The organism is Streptomyces sp. NPDC001828, assembly GCF_042892175.1.
Taxonomy (GTDB): Bacteria; Actinomycetota; Actinomycetes; order Streptomycetales; family Streptomycetaceae; genus Streptomyces.
Genome location: NZ_JBIATV010000022.1, coordinates 1 through 17,255 on the forward strand (window position 1 = coordinate 1; position 17,255 = coordinate 17,255).

Sequence of the window (17,255 nt, forward strand, 5' to 3'; positions counted from 1 at the left end):
CACCTGCGGCATGAAGCCCATGTCGGCCATCTGGTCGGCCTCGTCCAGGACCGTGATGTCGACCTGGTCCAGACGGCAGTCACGCCGCTCGATCAGGTCCTTGAGCCGGCCCGGCGTCGCCACCACGACCTCCGCACCCGACCGCAGCGCACCCGCCTGACGCCCGATCGACATCCCACCCACCACCGTGGCGAGCCGCAGCCGCAGAGCGCGGGCGTACGGCGTCAGCGCGTCGGTCACCTGCTGCGCCAGCTCACGCGTCGGCACCAGGATCAGCGCGAGGGGCTTCTTGGAGTCGGCGCGGCGGCCCGCGGTGCGCACCAGGAGGGCGAGGCCGAAGGCGAGGGTCTTGCCCGAGCCGGTACGGCCACGGCCCAGGACGTCACGGCCCGCGAGCGAGTTCGGCAGCGTGGCCGACTGGATCGGGAACGGCTCGTTCATGCCCAGGCTCGTGAGGAGCTCGAGCACCTCGGCGGGCAGTTCGAGGTCGGCGAAGTTCGCGACGGGGGGCAGCGCCGGGGTGACGGTGACGGGGAGGGCGAACTCGCCCTGGGGTGCTGCGGGCCTGCGGCCGCCGCCGGAGCGGTTCGGGCCCTGGGGCCGGAAACGGGCCCCGCGGTCGGCGCCGCCCTGGCGGCCGGCGGAGTAGCGGTCGTTCGTGCGAGCTGAACGGTTCAAGGAGAACCTTCCTCGATATGGCACGTATCGAGGGACGCCCGGCGAATGGGATCAGCCGGGGCATCGCAAGAACGAGCCGAAAGCAGAAAATTGAATTCCGATCCGGCCGCACGGGGACGCGGAAATTCCCCGCCCGATGTCGGAATGCCGGGCAGCCGCCGCCTGGGAGGCGGGCGGGCCGGATCAGGACAGCGGGCTGATGTCCGCCCCGGCCGTGGCCGTGGCGGTCGTCCGCTGCGGCGGGACGAGCGGGCGGGTGCCCGGCGTCCCGCGGGCCGTGGAGAATCCGTCACGAGGTGACGGTGGCCCGGTGGTACAGCACAACGGGCTGGGGCCCGCACCCCAAGGTGCGAGCCCCAGCCGCGTGCAGAAAACGCTTCAGCGTCAGGCAGGCGTGATGTTCTCGGCCTGCGGGCCCTTCTGGCCCTGCGTGACGTCGAAGTTCACCTTCTGGCCTTCCTGAAGCTCACGGAAGCCCTGGGCGGCGATGTTGGAGTAGTGGGCGAACACGTCCGGGCCGCCACCCTCCTGCTCAATGAAGCCGAAGCCCTTTTCCGCGTTGAACCACTTCACGGTGCCAGTAGCCATGTCATATCTCCTTCGGGGCAATGCCCGGGGGTCCGCACTGTGCTGACCCCGTCGTTACCGCGATGATTGCCCCGTCCGGAAAAAACACCGGAAATACAAAAGCGCCCGACGGCATAAAACCATCAAGGCACTTGAAGTCTTTGGGAACCACAACTGCAACTGGGATCAACAGTAGCACGGATCCGAGAAGACGGCACGGCAAATACTACTATTTTGCGCGCGCCGCCAGGAAGCCTCGCCGTACTTTCGGCAAATTTCCGACGCCCCGGCCACGAATATTCCACCTTCACCTGGGGTTGGTAGCGTCGCGGCGTGGGTCTTACACGCGGTTCCGACGGCAGTGGCAGCCCGCTCACGGACGGCACCGGCGCTCCTCCCTCGCCCCGGGCCGTCCAGGTGCTGCGGGCCGGCTCCGCGGTCCTCGTGCTCGGGGTGGCGGTGCCCGTCTGCCTGGCGGCCGGGCCCGAGGCCGGTGCCGCCTGGCGGCCGGCCGCCGCCCTCGTGCTGGCCGTGGCGCAGGTGGCGGTCCTGTGGCGGGTGGTGGGCCGGCCCGGCCCGGTGCTCGCCGCGAGCGCGGCGCTCGGAGCCGCGATGTGGCTGCTCTTCCCGGCGCTGAGCCTGACCGGGTCCCTGCTCGGGGCGCAGCTCGCCCTGTGCGTCCTGTCCGCGCTGCGGCCGGTGCGCGGCTCGCGGTGGGGGCTGCTCGGGATGCTCGCGCTCGCCCCGCTCGCCTTCGTCGGCGGCGGCCCCCTGGCGCTCGTCACCCAGGTACTGGCGGCGACGCTGGCCTGGACGGCGGGGCAGTGGCGCAGGGCGCAGCAGGAGCGGCTCGCCGCCGAGACGCGGCGGGCGGTGGCCGAGGAGCGGGCCAGGATCGCCCGGGAGGTGCACGACGTGGTGGCCCACACCGTGTCGGTGATGGTGATCCAGGCGAGCGCCGCCGAGGACGTCTTCGACGCCGATCCCGAACAGGCGCGGCAGGCCCTGCGGGCCATCGACGGCGCGGGCCGCTCGGCGCTCGGGGAGCTGCGGGTGCTGCTGCGGGCGGACGCGGGCGGGGAGGGCGACGAGGGGCGGCGACCGCCGCGCGGGCTCGGGGACCTCGCCGAGCTGGCCGCGGGCGCGCGGGCCGCCGGGCTCGCCGTCGAGCTGAGCGAGGAGGGCCGGGGGCCGACGCCGCCGTCCGCCGTGGACCTGGCGGCCTACCGGATCGTGCAGGAGGCGCTGACGAACACGCTGCGGCACGCGGGGGCGAGCTTGGTGCGGGTGTCGGTACGCCGTGAGGAGGAGGCGATCCACATCGCGGTGAGCGACAACGGCCGCCCCGGCGCTCGGAGTTGGCGCTCGGCCGGGTCGGGGCGAGGGCTCGCGGGGATGCGGGAGCGGGCGGCGCTGCTCGGCGGCACGCTGGTGGCGGGCTCGGGGCCCGACGGGGGTTTCGAGGTGCACGCGGTGCTGCCGATAAGGTACGCGTCGTGACGATCCGGGTGGTGGTGGCCGACGACCAGGCGCTGGTGCGCGGCGGTTTCCGTCTGATCATCGACGCCCGCGACGATCTCGAGGTGGTCGGCGAGGCGGCGGACGGGCGGCACGCGGTGCGCCTGGTGGGCGAGTTGAGGCCGGACGTCGTCCTCATGGACGTGCGGATGCCCGTCATGGACGGCATCGACGCGACGCGTGCCATCGTCGCGTCCGGCAGTACCGCCCGGGTCCTCGTCGTCACCACCTTCGACCTCGACGAGCACGTACTGACCGCGCTGCGGGCCGGGGCCAGCGGCTTCCTCCTCAAGGACATCCGGCCCGCCGAACTCGCCGAGGCCGTCCGCGTGGTGGCGCGCGGGGACGCGCTGCTCGCGCCGACCGTGACGCGGCGCATGCTCGACCGCTTCGCGCACACCACGACGCCTCCGGCGCCCGCCGCCCTCGCCGCGCTGTCGCCGCGTGAACGGGAGGTGCTCACCCTGATCGGGCAGGCCCTTTCCAACTCCGAGATCGCCCGCCAGTTGCATCTGTCCGAGGCCACGGTCAAGACCCATGTCGGCGCCGTGCTGCGGAAGTTGGGGCTGCGCGACCGGGTGCAGGCGGTGGTCGCGGCGTACGACCACGGCCTTGTCGAGCCGCGCCGCGGCTGAGCCGCCGCCTCATCCCGTGGGATGAGGCGCCCGCGCGTTCATCCCGTGGTCGGGGCCCGGTTCGGTCCGCCGGGTGGATCCCCCGCGAGGGGCGGGTCCCTAGCGTCGGTGTCATGACGCACACCCTGTACGGCCGGATGTATCTCGCGGCCTACGACACCGACGCCGGCGCCCTGTACGACCGCACCCGCACCGGCTTCCTGCTGCGCGCCGCGCTGCTCGCGGAACTGGCCTGCCTGGGCCGTGTCGCCGATGCCTCGGGCGAGGTGACGGTGACGGATCCCGGCGGCACCGGCGACCCGGTGCTCGATCTCGTCCTGGGCCGAGCCGGGGAGCACCGGCGCACCTGGAAGGCGTGGGTGCGCGGCGACCGCGAGGAGACCCTGGGCGCGGTCGAGGACCGGCTGGCCGCGCTCGGCCTTGTCACCGTCGAGGAGCGGGCCGCCTTCGCGCGGCCCGCCCGACGCGAGGTGACCGTGCGGGACGCGGCGGACGTACGGGCTCTTCAGGCACGCCTCACGGCGCTGCTGCGAGGTGCGGGACCCGTCGAGGCGTATGACGCCGTGGTCCTGGCGCTCGCCTCGGCGGGCCGGGTGCGGCACCTCGTTCCGGCGGCGGACGCCCGGGCCCACCGGGACCGTCTCGACGCGTTGACCGGGCGGCTCGACGCGATCGCGCCCGGACTCGGCCGCGCGGTGCGCGGTCTCGGGACCACGCTGGTCGCGGCCCAGGGCGGAATGGGGGGTGGCTGAGGTGCGGTGGATCGCCGCGGTCCTCGCCGGCGCCCTGGCCGTACTGCTGCCGCCGGTCACCGCGTCGCCCTCGCCGGAGGCGTCGGTGGTGCGGACCCGGGACGGGGCGGTGCGCGGCTCGGTGCGCGACGGCTACCGGGTCTTCGACGGCATCCCGTACGCCGCCCCGCCCGTCGGCGCGCTGCGCTGGGCCGCGCCCCGCCCGGCCGCCTCGTGGCCCGGGGTCCGCGACGCGACGCGGCCCGCCCCGGCGTGCGCGCAGCCGGCCGGTGAGGTGCCGGGCGGCAGCACGAGCGAGGACTGCCTGTATCTGAACGTGACCGCCCCGTCCGACGCGGCGCCGGGCCACCCCCGGCCGGTGATCGTGTGGCTGCACGGCGGCGGCTTCACCACGGGGGCCGGAAGCTCCTACGACGCGCACCGGATGGCGGTGCGAGGGGACGTCGTCGTGGTCACCGTCAACTACCGCCTGGGCGCGCTCGGTTACCTCGGCCGGGCGGGCCTGGCCGGCTCGGGCACCTTCGGCCTCGCCGACCAGCAGGCGGCGCTGCGCTACGTACGGCGCGGCATCGGGGCGTTCGGCGGGGACGCGCGGAACGTGACGCTCGCCGGGGAGTCGGCCGGGAGCTACGCGGTCTGCGCACAGCTCGCCTCGCCCTCGGCGGCCGGGCTGTTCCAGCGGGCGATCATGGAGAGCGGGCCCTGTACGGGCGGCCCGGCGCGCCCCTTCGCCCCCTACGCGGTGGCCCCGACGGTGGCGGAGGCGGCCGGGACGGAGCTGGCCGGCGCGGTCGGCTGCGCGAGGGCCGCGGACGTGCTCGGCTGTCTGCGCCGGGTGCCGGTGGCCCGGCTGCTCGCGGCGCAGGGCGCGGACGCGCAGCCCGAGTACGGCACCGCTCTGCTGCCGCGCGACCCCGCAGGGGCGGTGGCCTCGGGGCGGGTGGCGCGGGTGCCGGTGCTCATCGGGGCCAATCACGACGAGGGCACCATCTGGGCGGCCGGCATCATGGCGGCGGGCACCGCCGTCACTCCGGCCAACTGGCCCGATGTGGTGCGGGAGTTCGTGCCCGATCCGGCGCGGGCCGCCGAGGTCGTGGCCGCGTACCCCGTGCGCGGCACGGACGGCGGGCCGGTGTTCGGCGCGGTCATCGGGGACGCCGACTACGCCTGCCCCACACTGCGGACCGGCTCGCTGCTCGCCGCGCGACGGACGGTCTGGCGCTACGAGTTCGCCGACCCGGACCCGCCGCGCCCGACGCCCGCTCCCCCGCCGTTCCCGCTGGGCGCGACCCACACCACGGAACTGCCGTACCTGTTCGATCTGGGCGGCCGGCCACGGGATATGACGGAACGTCAGCGGCGCCTTGCCGACACGATGATCGGTTACTGGACACGGTTCGCCCGCACCGGGGACCCCAACGGCGGCGGGGCGCCGCACTGGGCCCGCTCACAGGTGCAGAGCCTGGCTCCGGAGCGTACGGGCCCGGTGCGGCCGGGCGGGGTCCATCACTGCGCGCTGTGGGCGACGATGCCGTGAGCCGTGGGTCAGACGGCCGGGAAGCTGAAGGTGTAGCCCTGCTCGGCGAGCCACGGCAGCAGTTCCTTCAGTGCCTCGACCGTCTGGCCACGGGCGCCGCCGCCGTCGTGGAAGAGCACGATCGGGCCGTTCTTGAGCTCCTGCTTCACCGTCTTGACGATCGTCGCCGTGCCGGGCTGCTTCCAGTCCTTGGTGTCGACGTTCCAGCCGAGCGGGCGCATCCCGTGGCCGGCCGCGACGTGGCGGTTGTCGGGCGTGAAGGCGCCGCCGGGCGCGCGGAAGTACTGGACCTTCGCGCCGCCGGCCGCCTGCTCGATCATCTTCTGGGCGTCGAGGATCTGGGCGCTCTGGTAGGCGACGGGCTTCTTGTTCATGGCCTCGTCGTGGCTGACGGTGTGGTCGCAGAGCCGGTGCCCGGCCGCGACGACCTCCTTGACCATGGCGGGGTCGGCCTTGGCCTGGGGGCCGATCATGCAGAAGGTCGCCTTCACCCCGTACTGCTTGAGGACGGCGAGGATCTTGGGCGTCCAGACCGGGCTCGGGCCGTCGTCGATGGTGATCGAGACGGACTTCCCGCCGCTCTCGGTGGCGTGGTCGATGGTCTCCGATATCGCGCCGGAACCGGGGGGCGCGGCGGCGCCGGTGGCCTCGGAGGAGCCGTCCGAGCCGTCCGGCGCGCTGTCGTCGCCGCCGGGTCCCGAGGGCTCGGCGGGGCCCGATGGGCGCCCGCCCGGCTTGTTGTCGGACTTGGCGGTGGCGTGGGCGAGCGCGGGGCCGGGACCGTCGGCGGAGGTGTCGCTGCCGAGGAACACCGCGGCGGCGACGCCACCCGTCAGAGCCAGGGCCGTAGCCGTGGCCATCACGATGCGGCGTGTGTGGGCAGTCAGTCGCGCCATGGTTTCCCCATCCCCTCGGTACGTGCCGGTACGGCAGCGGAGCTTCACCGGTTGGCCACGATCGCACGATCGCGCTCGAATCCCGAAATGTGAATTCTCCGGCCGGGTACCGACGGAAAATACCCGAATTCCGACAACTTCCTTGACATGCGAGGGGGTTGACGCGACCTCAGTGATGCGAGGGGTTCGGCGTGGGCTCCGCACGCGGGGACTTTGGTCCCTAACGCGCAGGCAAAGACCCCGCCAAGGGGACGTTCGGTTCCCGCTCCGAGCAGGGAGTTCGCCGTGGGACGTTCGTCCCGGCCGCGCCCTGAGTACGACGAGAGCCTCGTCACTCCGGCCCGCGGATCTCCCCGTTCGACCCCCGGGCCGGTCAGAACTCGTCGACGGTGTGCGGCAGTTCCGCGGTGCGCAGCGCCGCGTCCAGGGCCTCGGCCGCGCCCGGGGTGTGCTCGGTCACCAGGCCGGCGAGCACGAGGCGGCGCACCTCGGTGCCGCCGAGGTAGACGGCGGCCAGGTCGCGCACGTCGAGGCCGAGGTCGGGCTCGGCCGAGGTCGGCTCGTAGGTGCAGCCGTGCGGCGACGCGGCCAGCCGGAAGCGGCCCGCGTTGGCCGGGACGCGGTCGTCGGTGACCTCCAGGACGAGGAAGGCCTCGGCCGCCCAGGAGCGGGCGGTGAGCGCCGCGCCGACGTCCACCAGGCGGATCCACAGTGCCGGGAACTCGGCGACGGCCCTGACCTGGTCGCGGTCGGTCGCGAACAGGAGCAGCGGGTCGTCCGGCGCCAGGCCCCAGGCGCGGACGGTGCCGGTGAGGTCGATGCCGGCCAGGTAGTTCCACAGCGCGGCCTCCCCCGCCGGGGTGTCCGCCTCCAGCTCGGCGACCTGGACGGTGCCGGGCTTGGCGGGGTCGTCCTCACGGCGGGTGCGGTAGACGGCGTACCCGGCGAGCGGCTCGCCCACGGCGCCGAGGCCGACGATGCGGGGCGGACCCAGCTCCTCGTCTTCCTCGTCGGTCTCGGGCAGCCATTCGCCGCGCCAGCGCTCCGCGTCGCGCGCGACGCGCCCGGCCCGGCGGGTGCGGGTCGCCTCGTAGTAGGGGCCGAGTTCGGCGGGCGCGTCGGCGGCGTCGATCAGGCGCAGGGCGCGCGGGTCGGGGTCGATGCGCAGGGCGAGCGGGCGGGTCGAGTTGATCTCTACCGTGGTCCCGTAGGTGCCCGCGCCGAATCCGAAGCGGCCGTAGATGGCGGCCTCGGAGGCCCACAGGGCGGCGATGGGGCGGCCGTGCGCGGCGCACCGGCGGAACACCTCGGCGATCATGCCGGAGAGCACGCCGCGGCGGCGGTGCGTGGGGGCGACGGAGACGAACGTGAGCCCGGGGCAAGGGAGTTCACCGCCGGGGACGGAGAGCGTGAAGCGGTGGGCGACGAGGAAGCCGACGAGCGCGTCGCCGTCGTAGGCCCCCACCCGGTCGCAGCGCAGCACCATCTCGCGGTGGTACTCGCGCTTCTCCTTCTCGTCGGGGCGGTCGTGGAAGACCAGCCACCACAGTTCCAGGGCACGGTCGACGTCGGACTCGGGCACGTCCCGGAACTGCAGCTCGCTCATGCCGCGACCCTAACCCGGCCGAAACGGGCAGTCACCCGTATATCGCCCGGGTCGGGGACGGCCGCCCCGGACGGCGCCCGACCAGGTGGGACTATCGGCACCCGAGCCGGTGGGGCTAGGCGACCGAGCCGATGCGGCCGACCTTCGTCGAGCCGTCGTGGTGGATCGGGGTGTGGGCGCCGGTCAGGGCGACCCCGCTGCCGCCGCGCCGGTTGGCGACGATCTCCGCGGCGATGGACAGGGCGGTCTCCTCGGGCGTACGGGCGCCGAGGTCGAGGCCGATCGGGGAGCGCAGGCGGTTCAGTTCGAGCTCGGTGACGCCCACGTCGCGCAGCCGCTTGTTGCGGTCCAGGTGGGTGCGGCGCGAGCCCATCGCGCCGATGTAGGCGACCGGCAGCTTCAGGGCGGTCTCCAGGAGCGGGATGTCGAACTTGGCGTCGTGGGTCAGGACGCACAGCACCGTACGGGAGTCGGTGTCGGTGCGCTGGAGGTACTTGTGCGGCCACTCCACGACGATCTCGTCCGCCTCGGGGAAGCGGGTCCTCGTCGCGAAGACGGGCCGGGCGTCGCACACCGTGACGTGGTAGCCGAGGAACTTGCCGACCCTGACCAGGGCGGCGGCGAAGTCGATGGCGCCGAAGACGATCATCCGGGGGGCCGGGACGCTCGACTCGACGAGCACGGTGAGCGGCTGGCCGCACAGGCGGCCGTCGGCGCCGAGGGAGAGCGTGGCGGTGCGGCCCGCGTCGAGCAGGGCGGTGGCCTCGTCGGCCACGGCGCGGTCCAGCTCGGGGTGTCCGCCGAGGACGCCCTCGTAGCGGCCGTCGGGGTGGACGAGCAGGGCGCGGCCCATCAGTTCGGCCGGCCCGTCGGTGACCCGGGCGACCGCGGCGGCCTCGCCGCGCGCGGCGGTGGCGAGGGCGGCGGCGAACACCTTGCGGGCGGGGGCCTTCGCGCCGACCGGGGTGACGAGTATGTCGATGACGCCGCCGCAGGTCAGGCCGACCGCGAAGGCGTCCTCGTCGCTGTATCCGAAGCGTTCGAGGACGGTCTCGCCGTCTTCGAGGGCCTGCTGGCAGAGTTCGTAGACGGCGCCCTCCACACATCCGCCGGAGACCGAACCGATCGCCGTGCCGTCGCTGTCGACGGCGAGGGCGGCTCCCGGCTGCCGGGGCGCGCTCCCGCCGACGGCCACCACGGTGGCCACGGCGAACTCGCGTCCCTGCTCGACCCACCGGTTCAGCTCTTCGGCGATGTCCAGCATGTTCGGTCTCCTTAACGACGTGTGGAGGGCGTCAGCGGCCTGGCCGCTACTTGACGCCGAGCCAGTTCTCGATGGGATGGAGGGCGAAGTAGATGGTGAAGACGGCTGTCAGGGCCCACATGAACCCGCCGATCTCCCGCCACTTGCCCTGTGCTGCCTTGATCACGGTGTAGGCGACGACGCCCGCGCCGACACCGGCGGTGATGTTGTACGTGAACGGCATCAGCGCCACGGTGAGGAACACCGGGATGGAGACCGAGCGGTCGCTCCAGTCCACGTGCTTGGCGGCGCTCATCATCATCGAGCCGATGACGACGAGGGCGGCGGAGGCGACCTGGGCCGGAACCAGCTGGGTGACCGGGGTGAAGAAGAGGCACGCGGCGAAGAAGAGACCGGTGACGACCGAGGAGAGGCCGGTACGGGCACCTTCACCGGCGCCGGAGGCGGACTCGATGAACACGGTCTGGCCGGAGGCGCCGGAGACGCCGCCGATCGCACCGCCCGCACCGTCGATGAACAGCGCCTTGGACAGGCCCGGCATGCGGCCCTTGTCGTCGGCGAGCTTGGCCTCCTGGCCGACGCCGATGATGGTGGCCATCGCGTCGAAGAAGCCGGCGAGCACCAGGGTGAAGACGATCATGCCGACGCTGATGGCGCCGATGGAGCCCCAGCCGCCGAACTCGACGTGGCCGAAGAGGCCGAAGTCGGGCGTGGAGACGGCGCTGCCGCTGAGGCCGGGGGCGGTGCCGCCCCAGTCCGCGTCGGTCAGGCCCGCGGCCTTGGTGACCACGAAGGCCAGGACGCTGCCGGAGACTATGCCGATCAGGATGGCGCCGGGCACCTTGCGGGCCTGGAGGGCGAAGATCAGCAGCAGGGTGATGGCGAAGAAGAAGACGGGCCAGCCGACGAGCTGTCCGGTGGCTCCGAGGGTGACCGGCGGTCCGTGCTCGGGTCCCTTGCCCACGAATCCGGCCTTCACCAGGCCGAGCAGGGCGACGAACATGCCGATGCCCATGGTGATCGCGTGCTTGAGCGCCAGCGGGATGGCGTTCATGATCATCTCGCGGAGGCCGGTGACGACCAGGAGCATGATCACGACGCCGTACATGACGCACATGCCCATGGCCTGCGGCCAGGTCATGTTGGGGACCACCTGGGTGGTCAGGGCCGCGGAGACGTTCAGTCCGGCGGCCAGTGCGAGCGGGACCTTGCCGATGAAGCCCATCAGCAGGGTGCTGACCGCGGCCGCGAGCGCGGTGGCGGTGACCAGGCCCGCGTGGCCCAGCACGTGCTTGTCGACGTCGGGCGTCGAGAGGATCAGCGGGTTGAGCAGGAGGATGTAGCACATCGCCATGAAGGTGGTGATGCCGCCGCGCACTTCCTGCGCGAACGTGGATCCTCGCTCGGATATGTGAAAGTACCGGTCGAGCCAAGACCTGCCGGCGGGGGGACGGGAGCCGGAGCCCGCGTCCTCGGCGGTGGTCTTCGGCTCCACAGACTGCTGGGTCATGGGCCTACTCCCAAGGTTCACAGGGGCACCCGCATAAGACTTGAGTCCTCAGGTCAGACAAGCTGCGGGATTTGGGATGGTGCGTGGGCTGCACGACCCGGGGGACGGCCCGAGACGAACGGTGTCTGCTCCTGCCGGGGTACCGAAGGCGGTACCGCAGTGCAGATGGCTACGGGTGATGCTGGTGTGACTCGGTTCTGCTGGTGGTGCTCTTACTGCGGGTACTGCGGGTACTGCGAGAACCGCGAGCGGTGCGGTACTGGTGTGCTCCGGGCGGTGCGGGCGTCGGAAGTGTGACGTTCCCGGGAGGCACGCACCGCCCGGAGGGCTTTGGGAGGGGGCCCGGGGGACTCGCGTCCCCCGGAGGAAATCCCTTTCACCCCCGAACCCCGCGAGGGGTCAGGCTCCGGTGCCCGTGAGGTGCTCGGGACGGACCGGGGTCTTGTTGAGCTCCAGACCGGTCGCCGCCCTGATCGCCGCGAGGACGGCCGGGGTGGACGAGAGGGTCGGGGCCTCGCCGAGACCGCGCAGGCCGTACGGCGCGTTCGGGTCGGCGAGCTCCAGGACGTCGACCGGGATGGTCGGGGTGTCCAGGATCGTCGGGATCAGGTAGTCCGTGAAGGACGGGTTGCGCACCTTCGCGGTCTTCGGGTCCACGATGATCTCTTCCATCACCGCGACGCCGAGGCCCTGGGTGGTACCACCCTGGATCTGGCCGACGACGGAGAGCATGTTGAGGGCCTTGCCGACGTCCTGGGCGGTGGCCAGCTCGACGACCTTGACGAGGCCGAGCTCGGTGTCCACCTCGACCACCGCGCGGTGCGCGGCGAACGTGTACTGGACGTGGCCGTTGCCCTGGCCCGTGACGAGGTCGAAGGCCTGGGTCGGACGGTGCCGGAACTCCAGCTCCTCGTCGATCGCCTCGCCCTCCAGGACGTCCGCCAGGTCGGCGAGGACCTCGCCGCCGTCGGTGACGACCTTGCCGCCTTCGAGCAGCAGCTCGGCGGTGGCCCAGGCGGGGTGGTAGGAGCCGAACTTGCGGCGGCCGAGCTCCAGGGCCTTGGCGCGGACGGCCTCGCAGGTGTTCTTCACCGCGCCGCCGGTCATGTACGTCTGCCGCGAGGCGGACGTGGAACCGGCGGAGCCGACCTGGGTGTCGGCCGGGTGGATGGTGACCTGCGTGACGCCCAGCTCCGTGCGGGCGATCTGGGCGTGCACGGTGACACCGCCCTGGCCGACCTCCGCCATGGCCGTGTGGACCATCGCGACGGGCTCGCCGTTGATGACCTCCAGGCGGACCCGGGCGGTGGAGTAGTCGTCGAAGCCTTCGGAGAAGCCGACGTTCTTGATGCCGACCGCGTAGCCGACACCGCGTACGACGCCCTCCCCGTGCGTGGTGTTGGACAGACCGCCGGGCAGCGCGCGGACGTCCGCCTCCTCGCCGGCCGCCAGCCACTGCTGCTCGGGCGGCAGCGGGCGGGCCTTGACCCGGCGAAGCAGCTCGGCGACCGGGGCCGGGGAGTCCACGACCTGCCCGGTCGGCATGATCGTGCCCTGCTCCATGGCGTTGAGCTGGCGGAACTCCACCGGGTCCATGCCCAGCTTCGCCGCGAGCTTGTCCATCTGGGCCTCGTAGGCGAAGCAGGCCTGGACGGCGCCGAAGCCGCGCATCGCGCCGCAGGGCGGGTTGTTCGAGTAGAGCGCGATCGCCTCGATGTCGACGTCGTCGATGACGTACGGGCCGACGGAGAGCGAGGAGGCGTTGCCGACGACGGCCGGGGAGGCTGAGGCGTAGGCGCCGCCGTCCAGGACGATCTTGCACTTCATGTGCGTGATCTTGCCGTCCTTGGTGGCGCCGTGCTCGTAGTAGAGCTTCGCCGGGTGACGGTGCACATGGCCGAAGAAGGACTCGAACCGGTTGTAGACGATCTTGACCGGCTTGCCCGTGCGCAGCGCCAGGAGGCAGGCGTGGATCTGCATCGAGATGTCCTCGCGGCCACCGAAGGCACCGCCGACGCCGGAGAGCGTCATGCGCACCTTCTCCGGCGGCAGGCCGAGGACCGGGGCGATCTGCTGGAGGTCCGAGTGCAGCCACTGGGTGGCGACGTACAGGTCGACGCCGCCGTCCTCGGCGGGCACCGCGAGACCGGACTCCGGGCCGAGGAAGGCCTGGTCCTGCATGCCGAAGGTGTACTCGCCCTTGACGATCACGTCGGCGCGCTTGGCGGCCTCCGCCGCGTTGCCGCGGATGATCGGCTGGCGGTGCACGATGTTGGGGTGCGGGACGTGACCGGAGTGGTGGTCGTCGCGGCCCTCGTGGATCAGCGGCGCGTCCGGGGCGAGGGCGGAGGCCTCGTCCGTGACGAGCGGCAGCTCCTTGTAGTCGATCTTGATCTTGGCGGCCGCGCGGCGGGCGGTCTCCGGGTGGTCGGCGGCCACGAGGGCGACCGGCTCACCGTGGTGGCGGACCCGGCCGTTGGCCAGGACGGGGGTGTCCTGGATCTCGAGACCGTAGTTCTTCATCTTCGCCGGCAGGTCGTCGTAGGTGAGCACGGCGTAGACGCCGGGCATCGCGACGGCCTCGGAGATGTCGATGTTCTCGATCAGGGCGTGGGCCACGGTGGAGCGCAGCGTCTGGCCCCACAGCATGTCCTCGTGCCACATGTCCGAGGAGTACGCGAACTCACCGGTCACCTTGAGGGTGCCGTCGGGGCGCAGCGTGGACTCGCCGATGCCGCCCTTGGTGTGGTTCTGCGTGACGTTGGTGGGCGTACCGGCCGGAGTGGTGCGGGTGTTCTGCGCCATGATCAGACCGCCTCTTCCTGACGGGCGGCCGCGAGGCGGACCGCGTCGAGGATCTTCTCGTAGCCGGTGCAACGGCAGAGGTTGCCCGAGAGCGCCTCGCGGATGTCCGCGTCGGACGGCTCGGAGTTGCGCTCCAGGAGTTCGTCGGCGGCCACCAGGAGACCCGGGGTGCAGAAACCGCACTGCACGGCGCCGGCGTCGATGAAGGCCTGCTGGATCGGGGAGAGCCCGCCGGCCTCTCCAGTCTGCCCGTCCTGCGGCTTCGCCTGCCAGCGCTTGGCGGCGTCGACCGAGGTGCCGCAGGCGCCGGAGGCGCAGCCGCCGCCGGGGTGGGCGTCGGTGCGGTGGGCGGCGTAGTCGGCCAGGCCCTCCACGGTGACGACCTCGCGGCCCTCGACCTGTCCGGCCGCGACCAGACACGAACACACCGGAACACCGTCGAGGCGGACCGTGCAGGAGCCGCACTCGCCCTGCTCGCAGGCGTTCTTCGAACCCGGAAGGCCCATGCGCTCGCGCAGGACGTAGAGGAGGCTCTCGCCCTCCCACACGTCGTCGGCCTCCTGCTTACGGCCATTGACCGTGAAATTCACGCGCATGGTTATGCAGCTCCTTCAAGGGTGCGGCCGTTGTCGCCGCGGTACGACTCCCAGGTCCACATCAGCGTGCGACGGGCCATGACGCCCACGGCGTGACGGCGGTAGTTCGCGGTGCCGCGGACGTCGTCGATCGGGTTGCACGCACCCGAGGCGAGCATGGCGAACTGCTTCGCGACCGACGGGGTGATGATCTTTCCGTTGTCCCAGAAGCCGCCCTCTTCGAGCGCCGCGTTCAGGAATTCCTCGGCCGCCTTCGCCCGGATGGGGGTCGGGGCCGCCGATCCGATGCCGGTACGGACCGTACGGGTCTCGGGGTGCAGGGCCAGGCCGAACGCGCAGACCGCGATGACCATGGCGTTGCGGGTGCCGACCTTGGAGAACTGCTGGGGGCCGTCCGCCTTGGGGATGTGGACGGCCTTGATCAGCTCGTCCGCCTCCAGCGCGTTGCGCTTGACGCCCTTGTAGAACTCGTCGATGGGGATGAGCCGGACGCCGCGCGCCTGGGACTCGACCTCGACATCGGCGCCGGAGGACAGCAGCGACGGGTGGGCGTCACCGGCCGGCGAGGCACAGCCGAGGTTGCCGCCGACGCCGCCGCGGTTGCGGATCTGCGGGGAGGCGACGGTGTGCGAGGCGAGCGCGAGGCCCGGCAGCTCCGTCCGCAGGTTCTCCATGATCTTGGTGTACGGGACGGAGGGGCCAAGCCGGACACTGTCCTGCCCGACCTCCCACTGAGCCAGCTCGCTGATGCGGTTCAGGTCCAGGAGGTACTCGGGCCGCCGGTGGTCGAAGTTGATCTCGACCATCACATCGGTGCCACCCGCAATGGGCACAGCTGTGGGGTGCTCTGCCTTGGCGGCGAGCGCCTCCTCCCAGCTGGCGGGGCGAAGGAAGTCCATGAGTGGCTCTCTTCCGATTCTCAAATTCGGGGTCGTTCGCGCGGGTCCCGGGGACGGCAGGCCCTCGACATCTCAGTCGTTCATGTGCTGTTAACGCGGTGTGGACTCAGTACACAAGCCCCCGATCCCTCGGGTGCAGTCACCGAAACCATGAAGGAGTTGGCTGGTCTCCGCTCACGTCTTGTAGATTCGTATGAAAGGCGGTGCTCCGTTACCTCACCGCTTTCCAACGGCAACATCAAGACAGATCGGCGGCGACACGCGATGCGGCTGCGCGCACTTCTGGAAACCGACGCGCTGGGGCTGCGGCTGCTCGGCGGCGAGGACGAGCTGGACCGCACGGTGCGGGGTGTGATGACTACGGACCTGCGGGATCCGAGTCGCTATCTGGCGGGCGGCGAGCTCGTTCTGACGGGTCTCGCCTGGCGTCGGGACGCCGAAGATTCCGAGCCATTCGTACGCATCCTCGCGAGTGCGGGCGTGGCGGGTCTTGCGGCCGGCGAGGCGGAACTCGGCGCCATTCCCGACGATCTTGTTTTGGCTTGTTCTCGCCATCGGCTCCCGCTGTTCGCGGTGAACGAGTCGGTCGCGTTCGCAACCATCACCGAGCACGTCGTACGGCAGGTCTCGGGCGAGCGGGCAGGCGACCTCGCGGCGGTCGTGGACCGCCACCGCCGTCTGATGACGTCCGGCCCGGCGGGCGGCGGCCCCGAGGTGGTCCTCGACCTGCTCGGCTCCGACCTCGATCTGCGGGCCTGGGTGCTTTCTCCCACCGGCCGCCAGATCGCGGGCGCCGGCGATCCCCTGACCCCCGCGGTCGGCGCCGCGCTGGCCGCCGAGCACCTGGGCGCCACCCGCACCGGACGGCGCGGCCCCCACCGGGCCACCATCGACGGCGTCACCTACTCGCTGTTCCCGATCCGCAACAACGGCCGGGGCGCCGCACCGGCCGCCCGGGACGTGCGCGAGACGGTGCTTTCGGACTGGCTGCTGGCCGTCGAGGCCGACGCGAGCGACTGGCCGGCCGCCCGGCTCGACCTCCTCCAGGGCGTCACCCAGCTGATCGCGGTCGAACGCGACCGGCGCGACGCGGCCCGTACGGTACGCCGCCGGCTCGCCCAGGAAGTCCTCGAGCTGGTGCAGACCGGGGCCGCGCCCGCCGAGATCGCGGCCCGCCTGCGCGTCGCCGCCCCCGTCCTGCTGCCCGGCCTCGGTTCGGCGCCGCACTGGCAGGTCGTGGTGGCCCGGGTGGACTGGGAGCGGGACTCGGGCGCCGAGATCGCGGGCGGCCCGGTCGCCCAGTCGCTCCTGGAGGAGATCCTGGTCGACCCGGCGGTGGTCGGCTCCGAGTCATCCGACCGGATCGCGGTCGCCCACGCGGGCGACGAGGCGATCGCGCTCGTGCCGCTGCCCGCGGCCACGGCCGAGGGCGCCGAGGGCGGCCTGCACGCCGACGCGCTGCTCGGCGCGGTGCGCGCGCCCCTGTCGGCCGGCCTCGCCGACGACGGCCGTCTGACACTGGGTGTCAGCGCCGCGGTGCACTCCGCCGAGGGACTGCGCGGCGCCCTGGAGGAGGCCCGGCACGCCCGCCGGGTCGCCGCCGCCCGCCCCGGCCGGGTGTGCGCGGCCGGCCACCACGAGCTGGCCTCGCACGTGCTGCTGCTCCCGTTCGTGCCCGACGACGTGCGGCGCGCCTTCACGGCCCGGCTGCTCGACCCGCTGCGCGACTACGACCGGCGCCACCGGGCCGAGCTCATCCCGACCCTGGAGGCCTTCCTGGACTGCGACGGCTCGTGGACGCGGTGTGCCACGCGACTGCATCTGCACGTCAACACCCTTCGCTACCGGGTGGGCAGGATCGAGCAGTTGACGGCCCGTGACCTGTCCCGTCTCGAGGACAAGCTGGACTTCTTCCTGGCGCTTCGTATGAGCTGACAGTCGATCCCGGCCAGTGTCGGACGATTGTGAACTCATTCACGCACCCCCCTTGGC

General features: G+C 72.3%; 14 protein-coding genes. 5 read left to right on the plus strand and 9 right to left on the minus strand.

Annotated features, from left to right (window positions below; translation table 11 throughout):
• Window positions 1–678 (minus strand): DEAD/DEAH box helicase (locus ACFYZA_RS38390; RefSeq protein WP_388494905.1); only part of this gene is annotated, 678 nt, incomplete at its 3' end.
• Window positions 679–1,062: 384 nt separating this feature from the next.
• Window positions 1,063–1,266 (minus strand): cold-shock protein, encoded by a 204-nt coding sequence (locus tag ACFYZA_RS38395; protein ID WP_100580096.1) that lies wholly within the window; start codon window positions 1,264–1,266, stop codon window positions 1,063–1,065.
• A 312-nt stretch (window positions 1,267–1,578) separates the two neighbouring features.
• On the opposite strand from ACFYZA_RS38395, the gene ACFYZA_RS38400 reads away from it, so the two are divergent.
• The 4 genes from ACFYZA_RS38400 (at window position 1,579) to ACFYZA_RS38415 (ending at window position 5,687) form a co-directional block, all read left to right on the plus strand.
• Window positions 1,579–2,745 (plus strand): sensor histidine kinase, encoded by a 1,167-nt coding sequence (locus ACFYZA_RS38400; RefSeq protein ID WP_388494906.1) that lies wholly within the window; start codon window positions 1,579–1,581, stop codon window positions 2,743–2,745.
• A complete protein-coding gene (locus ACFYZA_RS38405; RefSeq protein ID WP_388494907.1) occupies window positions 2,742–3,398 on the plus strand; it encodes a response regulator in 657 nt (218 codons plus the stop codon). The genes ACFYZA_RS38400 and ACFYZA_RS38405 overlap by 4 nt, the downstream gene beginning before the upstream one ends.
• Before the next feature lie 113 nt (window positions 3,399–3,511).
• The gene (locus tag ACFYZA_RS38410) at window positions 3,512–4,150 is read left to right on the plus strand and encodes a GPP34 family phosphoprotein (RefSeq protein ID WP_382590522.1); all 639 of its coding nucleotides are present in this window, start codon (window positions 3,512–3,514) and stop codon (window positions 4,148–4,150) included.
• Window positions 4,143–5,687 (plus strand): carboxylesterase/lipase family protein, encoded by a 1,545-nt coding sequence (locus ACFYZA_RS38415; RefSeq protein ID WP_388494908.1) that lies wholly within the window; start codon window positions 4,143–4,145, stop codon window positions 5,685–5,687. Before ACFYZA_RS38410 ends, ACFYZA_RS38415 begins: the two co-directional genes overlap by 8 nt.
• 8 nt (window positions 5,688–5,695) lie before the next feature.
• On the opposite strand, the gene ACFYZA_RS38420 is transcribed toward ACFYZA_RS38415, so the two are convergent.
• The 7 genes from ACFYZA_RS38420 to ACFYZA_RS38450 all read right to left on the minus strand — a co-directional run bounded on the left by ACFYZA_RS38420 (window position 5,696) and on the right by ACFYZA_RS38450 (window position 15,263).
• A complete protein-coding gene (locus ACFYZA_RS38420) occupies window positions 5,696–6,583 on the minus strand; it encodes a polysaccharide deacetylase family protein (protein WP_382590528.1) in 888 nt (295 codons plus the stop codon).
• A gap of 373 nt (window positions 6,584–6,956) precedes the next feature.
• A complete protein-coding gene (locus ACFYZA_RS38425; protein WP_382590531.1) occupies window positions 6,957–8,189 on the minus strand; it encodes a GNAT family N-acetyltransferase in 1,233 nt (410 codons plus the stop codon).
• 115 nt (window positions 8,190–8,304) lie between these two features.
• Complete coding sequence (locus ACFYZA_RS38430) at window positions 8,305–9,453, minus strand: XdhC family protein (RefSeq protein WP_382590534.1); 1,149 nt, start codon at window positions 9,451–9,453, stop codon at window positions 8,305–8,307.
• A 46-nt stretch (window positions 9,454–9,499) separates the two neighbouring features.
• Window positions 9,500–10,963 carry an NCS2 family permease gene (locus ACFYZA_RS38435; RefSeq protein ID WP_382590537.1) on the minus strand — a complete coding sequence of 488 codons (1,464 nt, stop codon included), beginning with the start codon at window positions 10,961–10,963 and terminating at the stop codon, window positions 9,500–9,502.
• A 399-nt stretch (window positions 10,964–11,362) separates the two neighbouring features.
• Window positions 11,363–13,768, minus strand: coding sequence for a xanthine dehydrogenase family protein molybdopterin-binding subunit (locus ACFYZA_RS38440; protein ID WP_382590539.1), 2,406 nt, complete (start codon window positions 13,766–13,768; stop codon window positions 11,363–11,365).
• A 2-nt stretch (window positions 13,769–13,770) separates the two neighbouring features.
• Window positions 13,771–14,364 carry a (2Fe-2S)-binding protein gene (locus tag ACFYZA_RS38445; RefSeq protein ID WP_382590542.1) on the minus strand — a complete coding sequence of 198 codons (594 nt, stop codon included), beginning with the start codon at window positions 14,362–14,364 and terminating at the stop codon, window positions 13,771–13,773.
• 2 nt (window positions 14,365–14,366) lie between these two features.
• Window positions 14,367–15,263 carry an FAD binding domain-containing protein gene (locus ACFYZA_RS38450; RefSeq protein WP_382590546.1) on the minus strand — a complete coding sequence of 299 codons (897 nt, stop codon included), beginning with the start codon at window positions 15,261–15,263 and terminating at the stop codon, window positions 14,367–14,369.
• A 264-nt stretch (window positions 15,264–15,527) separates the two neighbouring features.
• On the opposite strand from ACFYZA_RS38450, the gene ACFYZA_RS38455 reads away from it, so the two are divergent.
• On the plus strand, window positions 15,528–17,198 hold the full coding sequence (locus ACFYZA_RS38455) for a PucR family transcriptional regulator (RefSeq protein ID WP_382590549.1): 1,671 nt from the start codon (window positions 15,528–15,530) through the stop codon (window positions 17,196–17,198).
• The last annotated feature ends 57 nt before the right edge of the window (window positions 17,199–17,255 follow it).

Bases quoted from the DNA above. Each gene is read 5' to 3' on its own strand.
- ACFYZA_RS38440 (WP_382590539.1), bottom strand. From the start codon at position 13,768: ATGGCGCAGAACACCCGCACCACTCCGGCCGGTACGCCCACCAACGTC.
- ACFYZA_RS38455 (WP_382590549.1), top strand. From the start codon at position 15,528: ATGCGGCTGCGCGCACTTCTGGAAACCGACGCGCTGGGGCTGCGGCTG.
- ACFYZA_RS38430 (WP_382590534.1), bottom strand. From the start codon at position 9,453: ATGCTGGACATCGCCGAAGAGCTGAACCGGTGGGTCGAGCAGGGACGC.
- ACFYZA_RS38420 (WP_382590528.1), bottom strand. From the start codon at position 6,583: ATGGCGCGACTGACTGCCCACACACGCCGCATCGTGATGGCCACGGCT.
- ACFYZA_RS38435 (WP_382590537.1), bottom strand. From the start codon at position 10,963: ATGACCCAGCAGTCTGTGGAGCCGAAGACCACCGCCGAGGACGCGGGC.
- ACFYZA_RS38425 (WP_382590531.1), bottom strand. From the start codon at position 8,189: ATGAGCGAGCTGCAGTTCCGGGACGTGCCCGAGTCCGACGTCGACCGT.
- ACFYZA_RS38445 (WP_382590542.1), bottom strand. From the start codon at position 14,364: ATGCGCGTGAATTTCACGGTCAATGGCCGTAAGCAGGAGGCCGACGAC.
- ACFYZA_RS38450 (WP_382590546.1), bottom strand. From the start codon at position 15,263: ATGGACTTCCTTCGCCCCGCCAGCTGGGAGGAGGCGCTCGCCGCCAAG.
- ACFYZA_RS38395 (WP_100580096.1), bottom strand. From the start codon at position 1,266: ATGGCTACTGGCACCGTGAAGTGGTTCAACGCGGAAAAGGGCTTCGGC.
- ACFYZA_RS38410 (WP_382590522.1), top strand. From the start codon at position 3,512: ATGACGCACACCCTGTACGGCCGGATGTATCTCGCGGCCTACGACACC.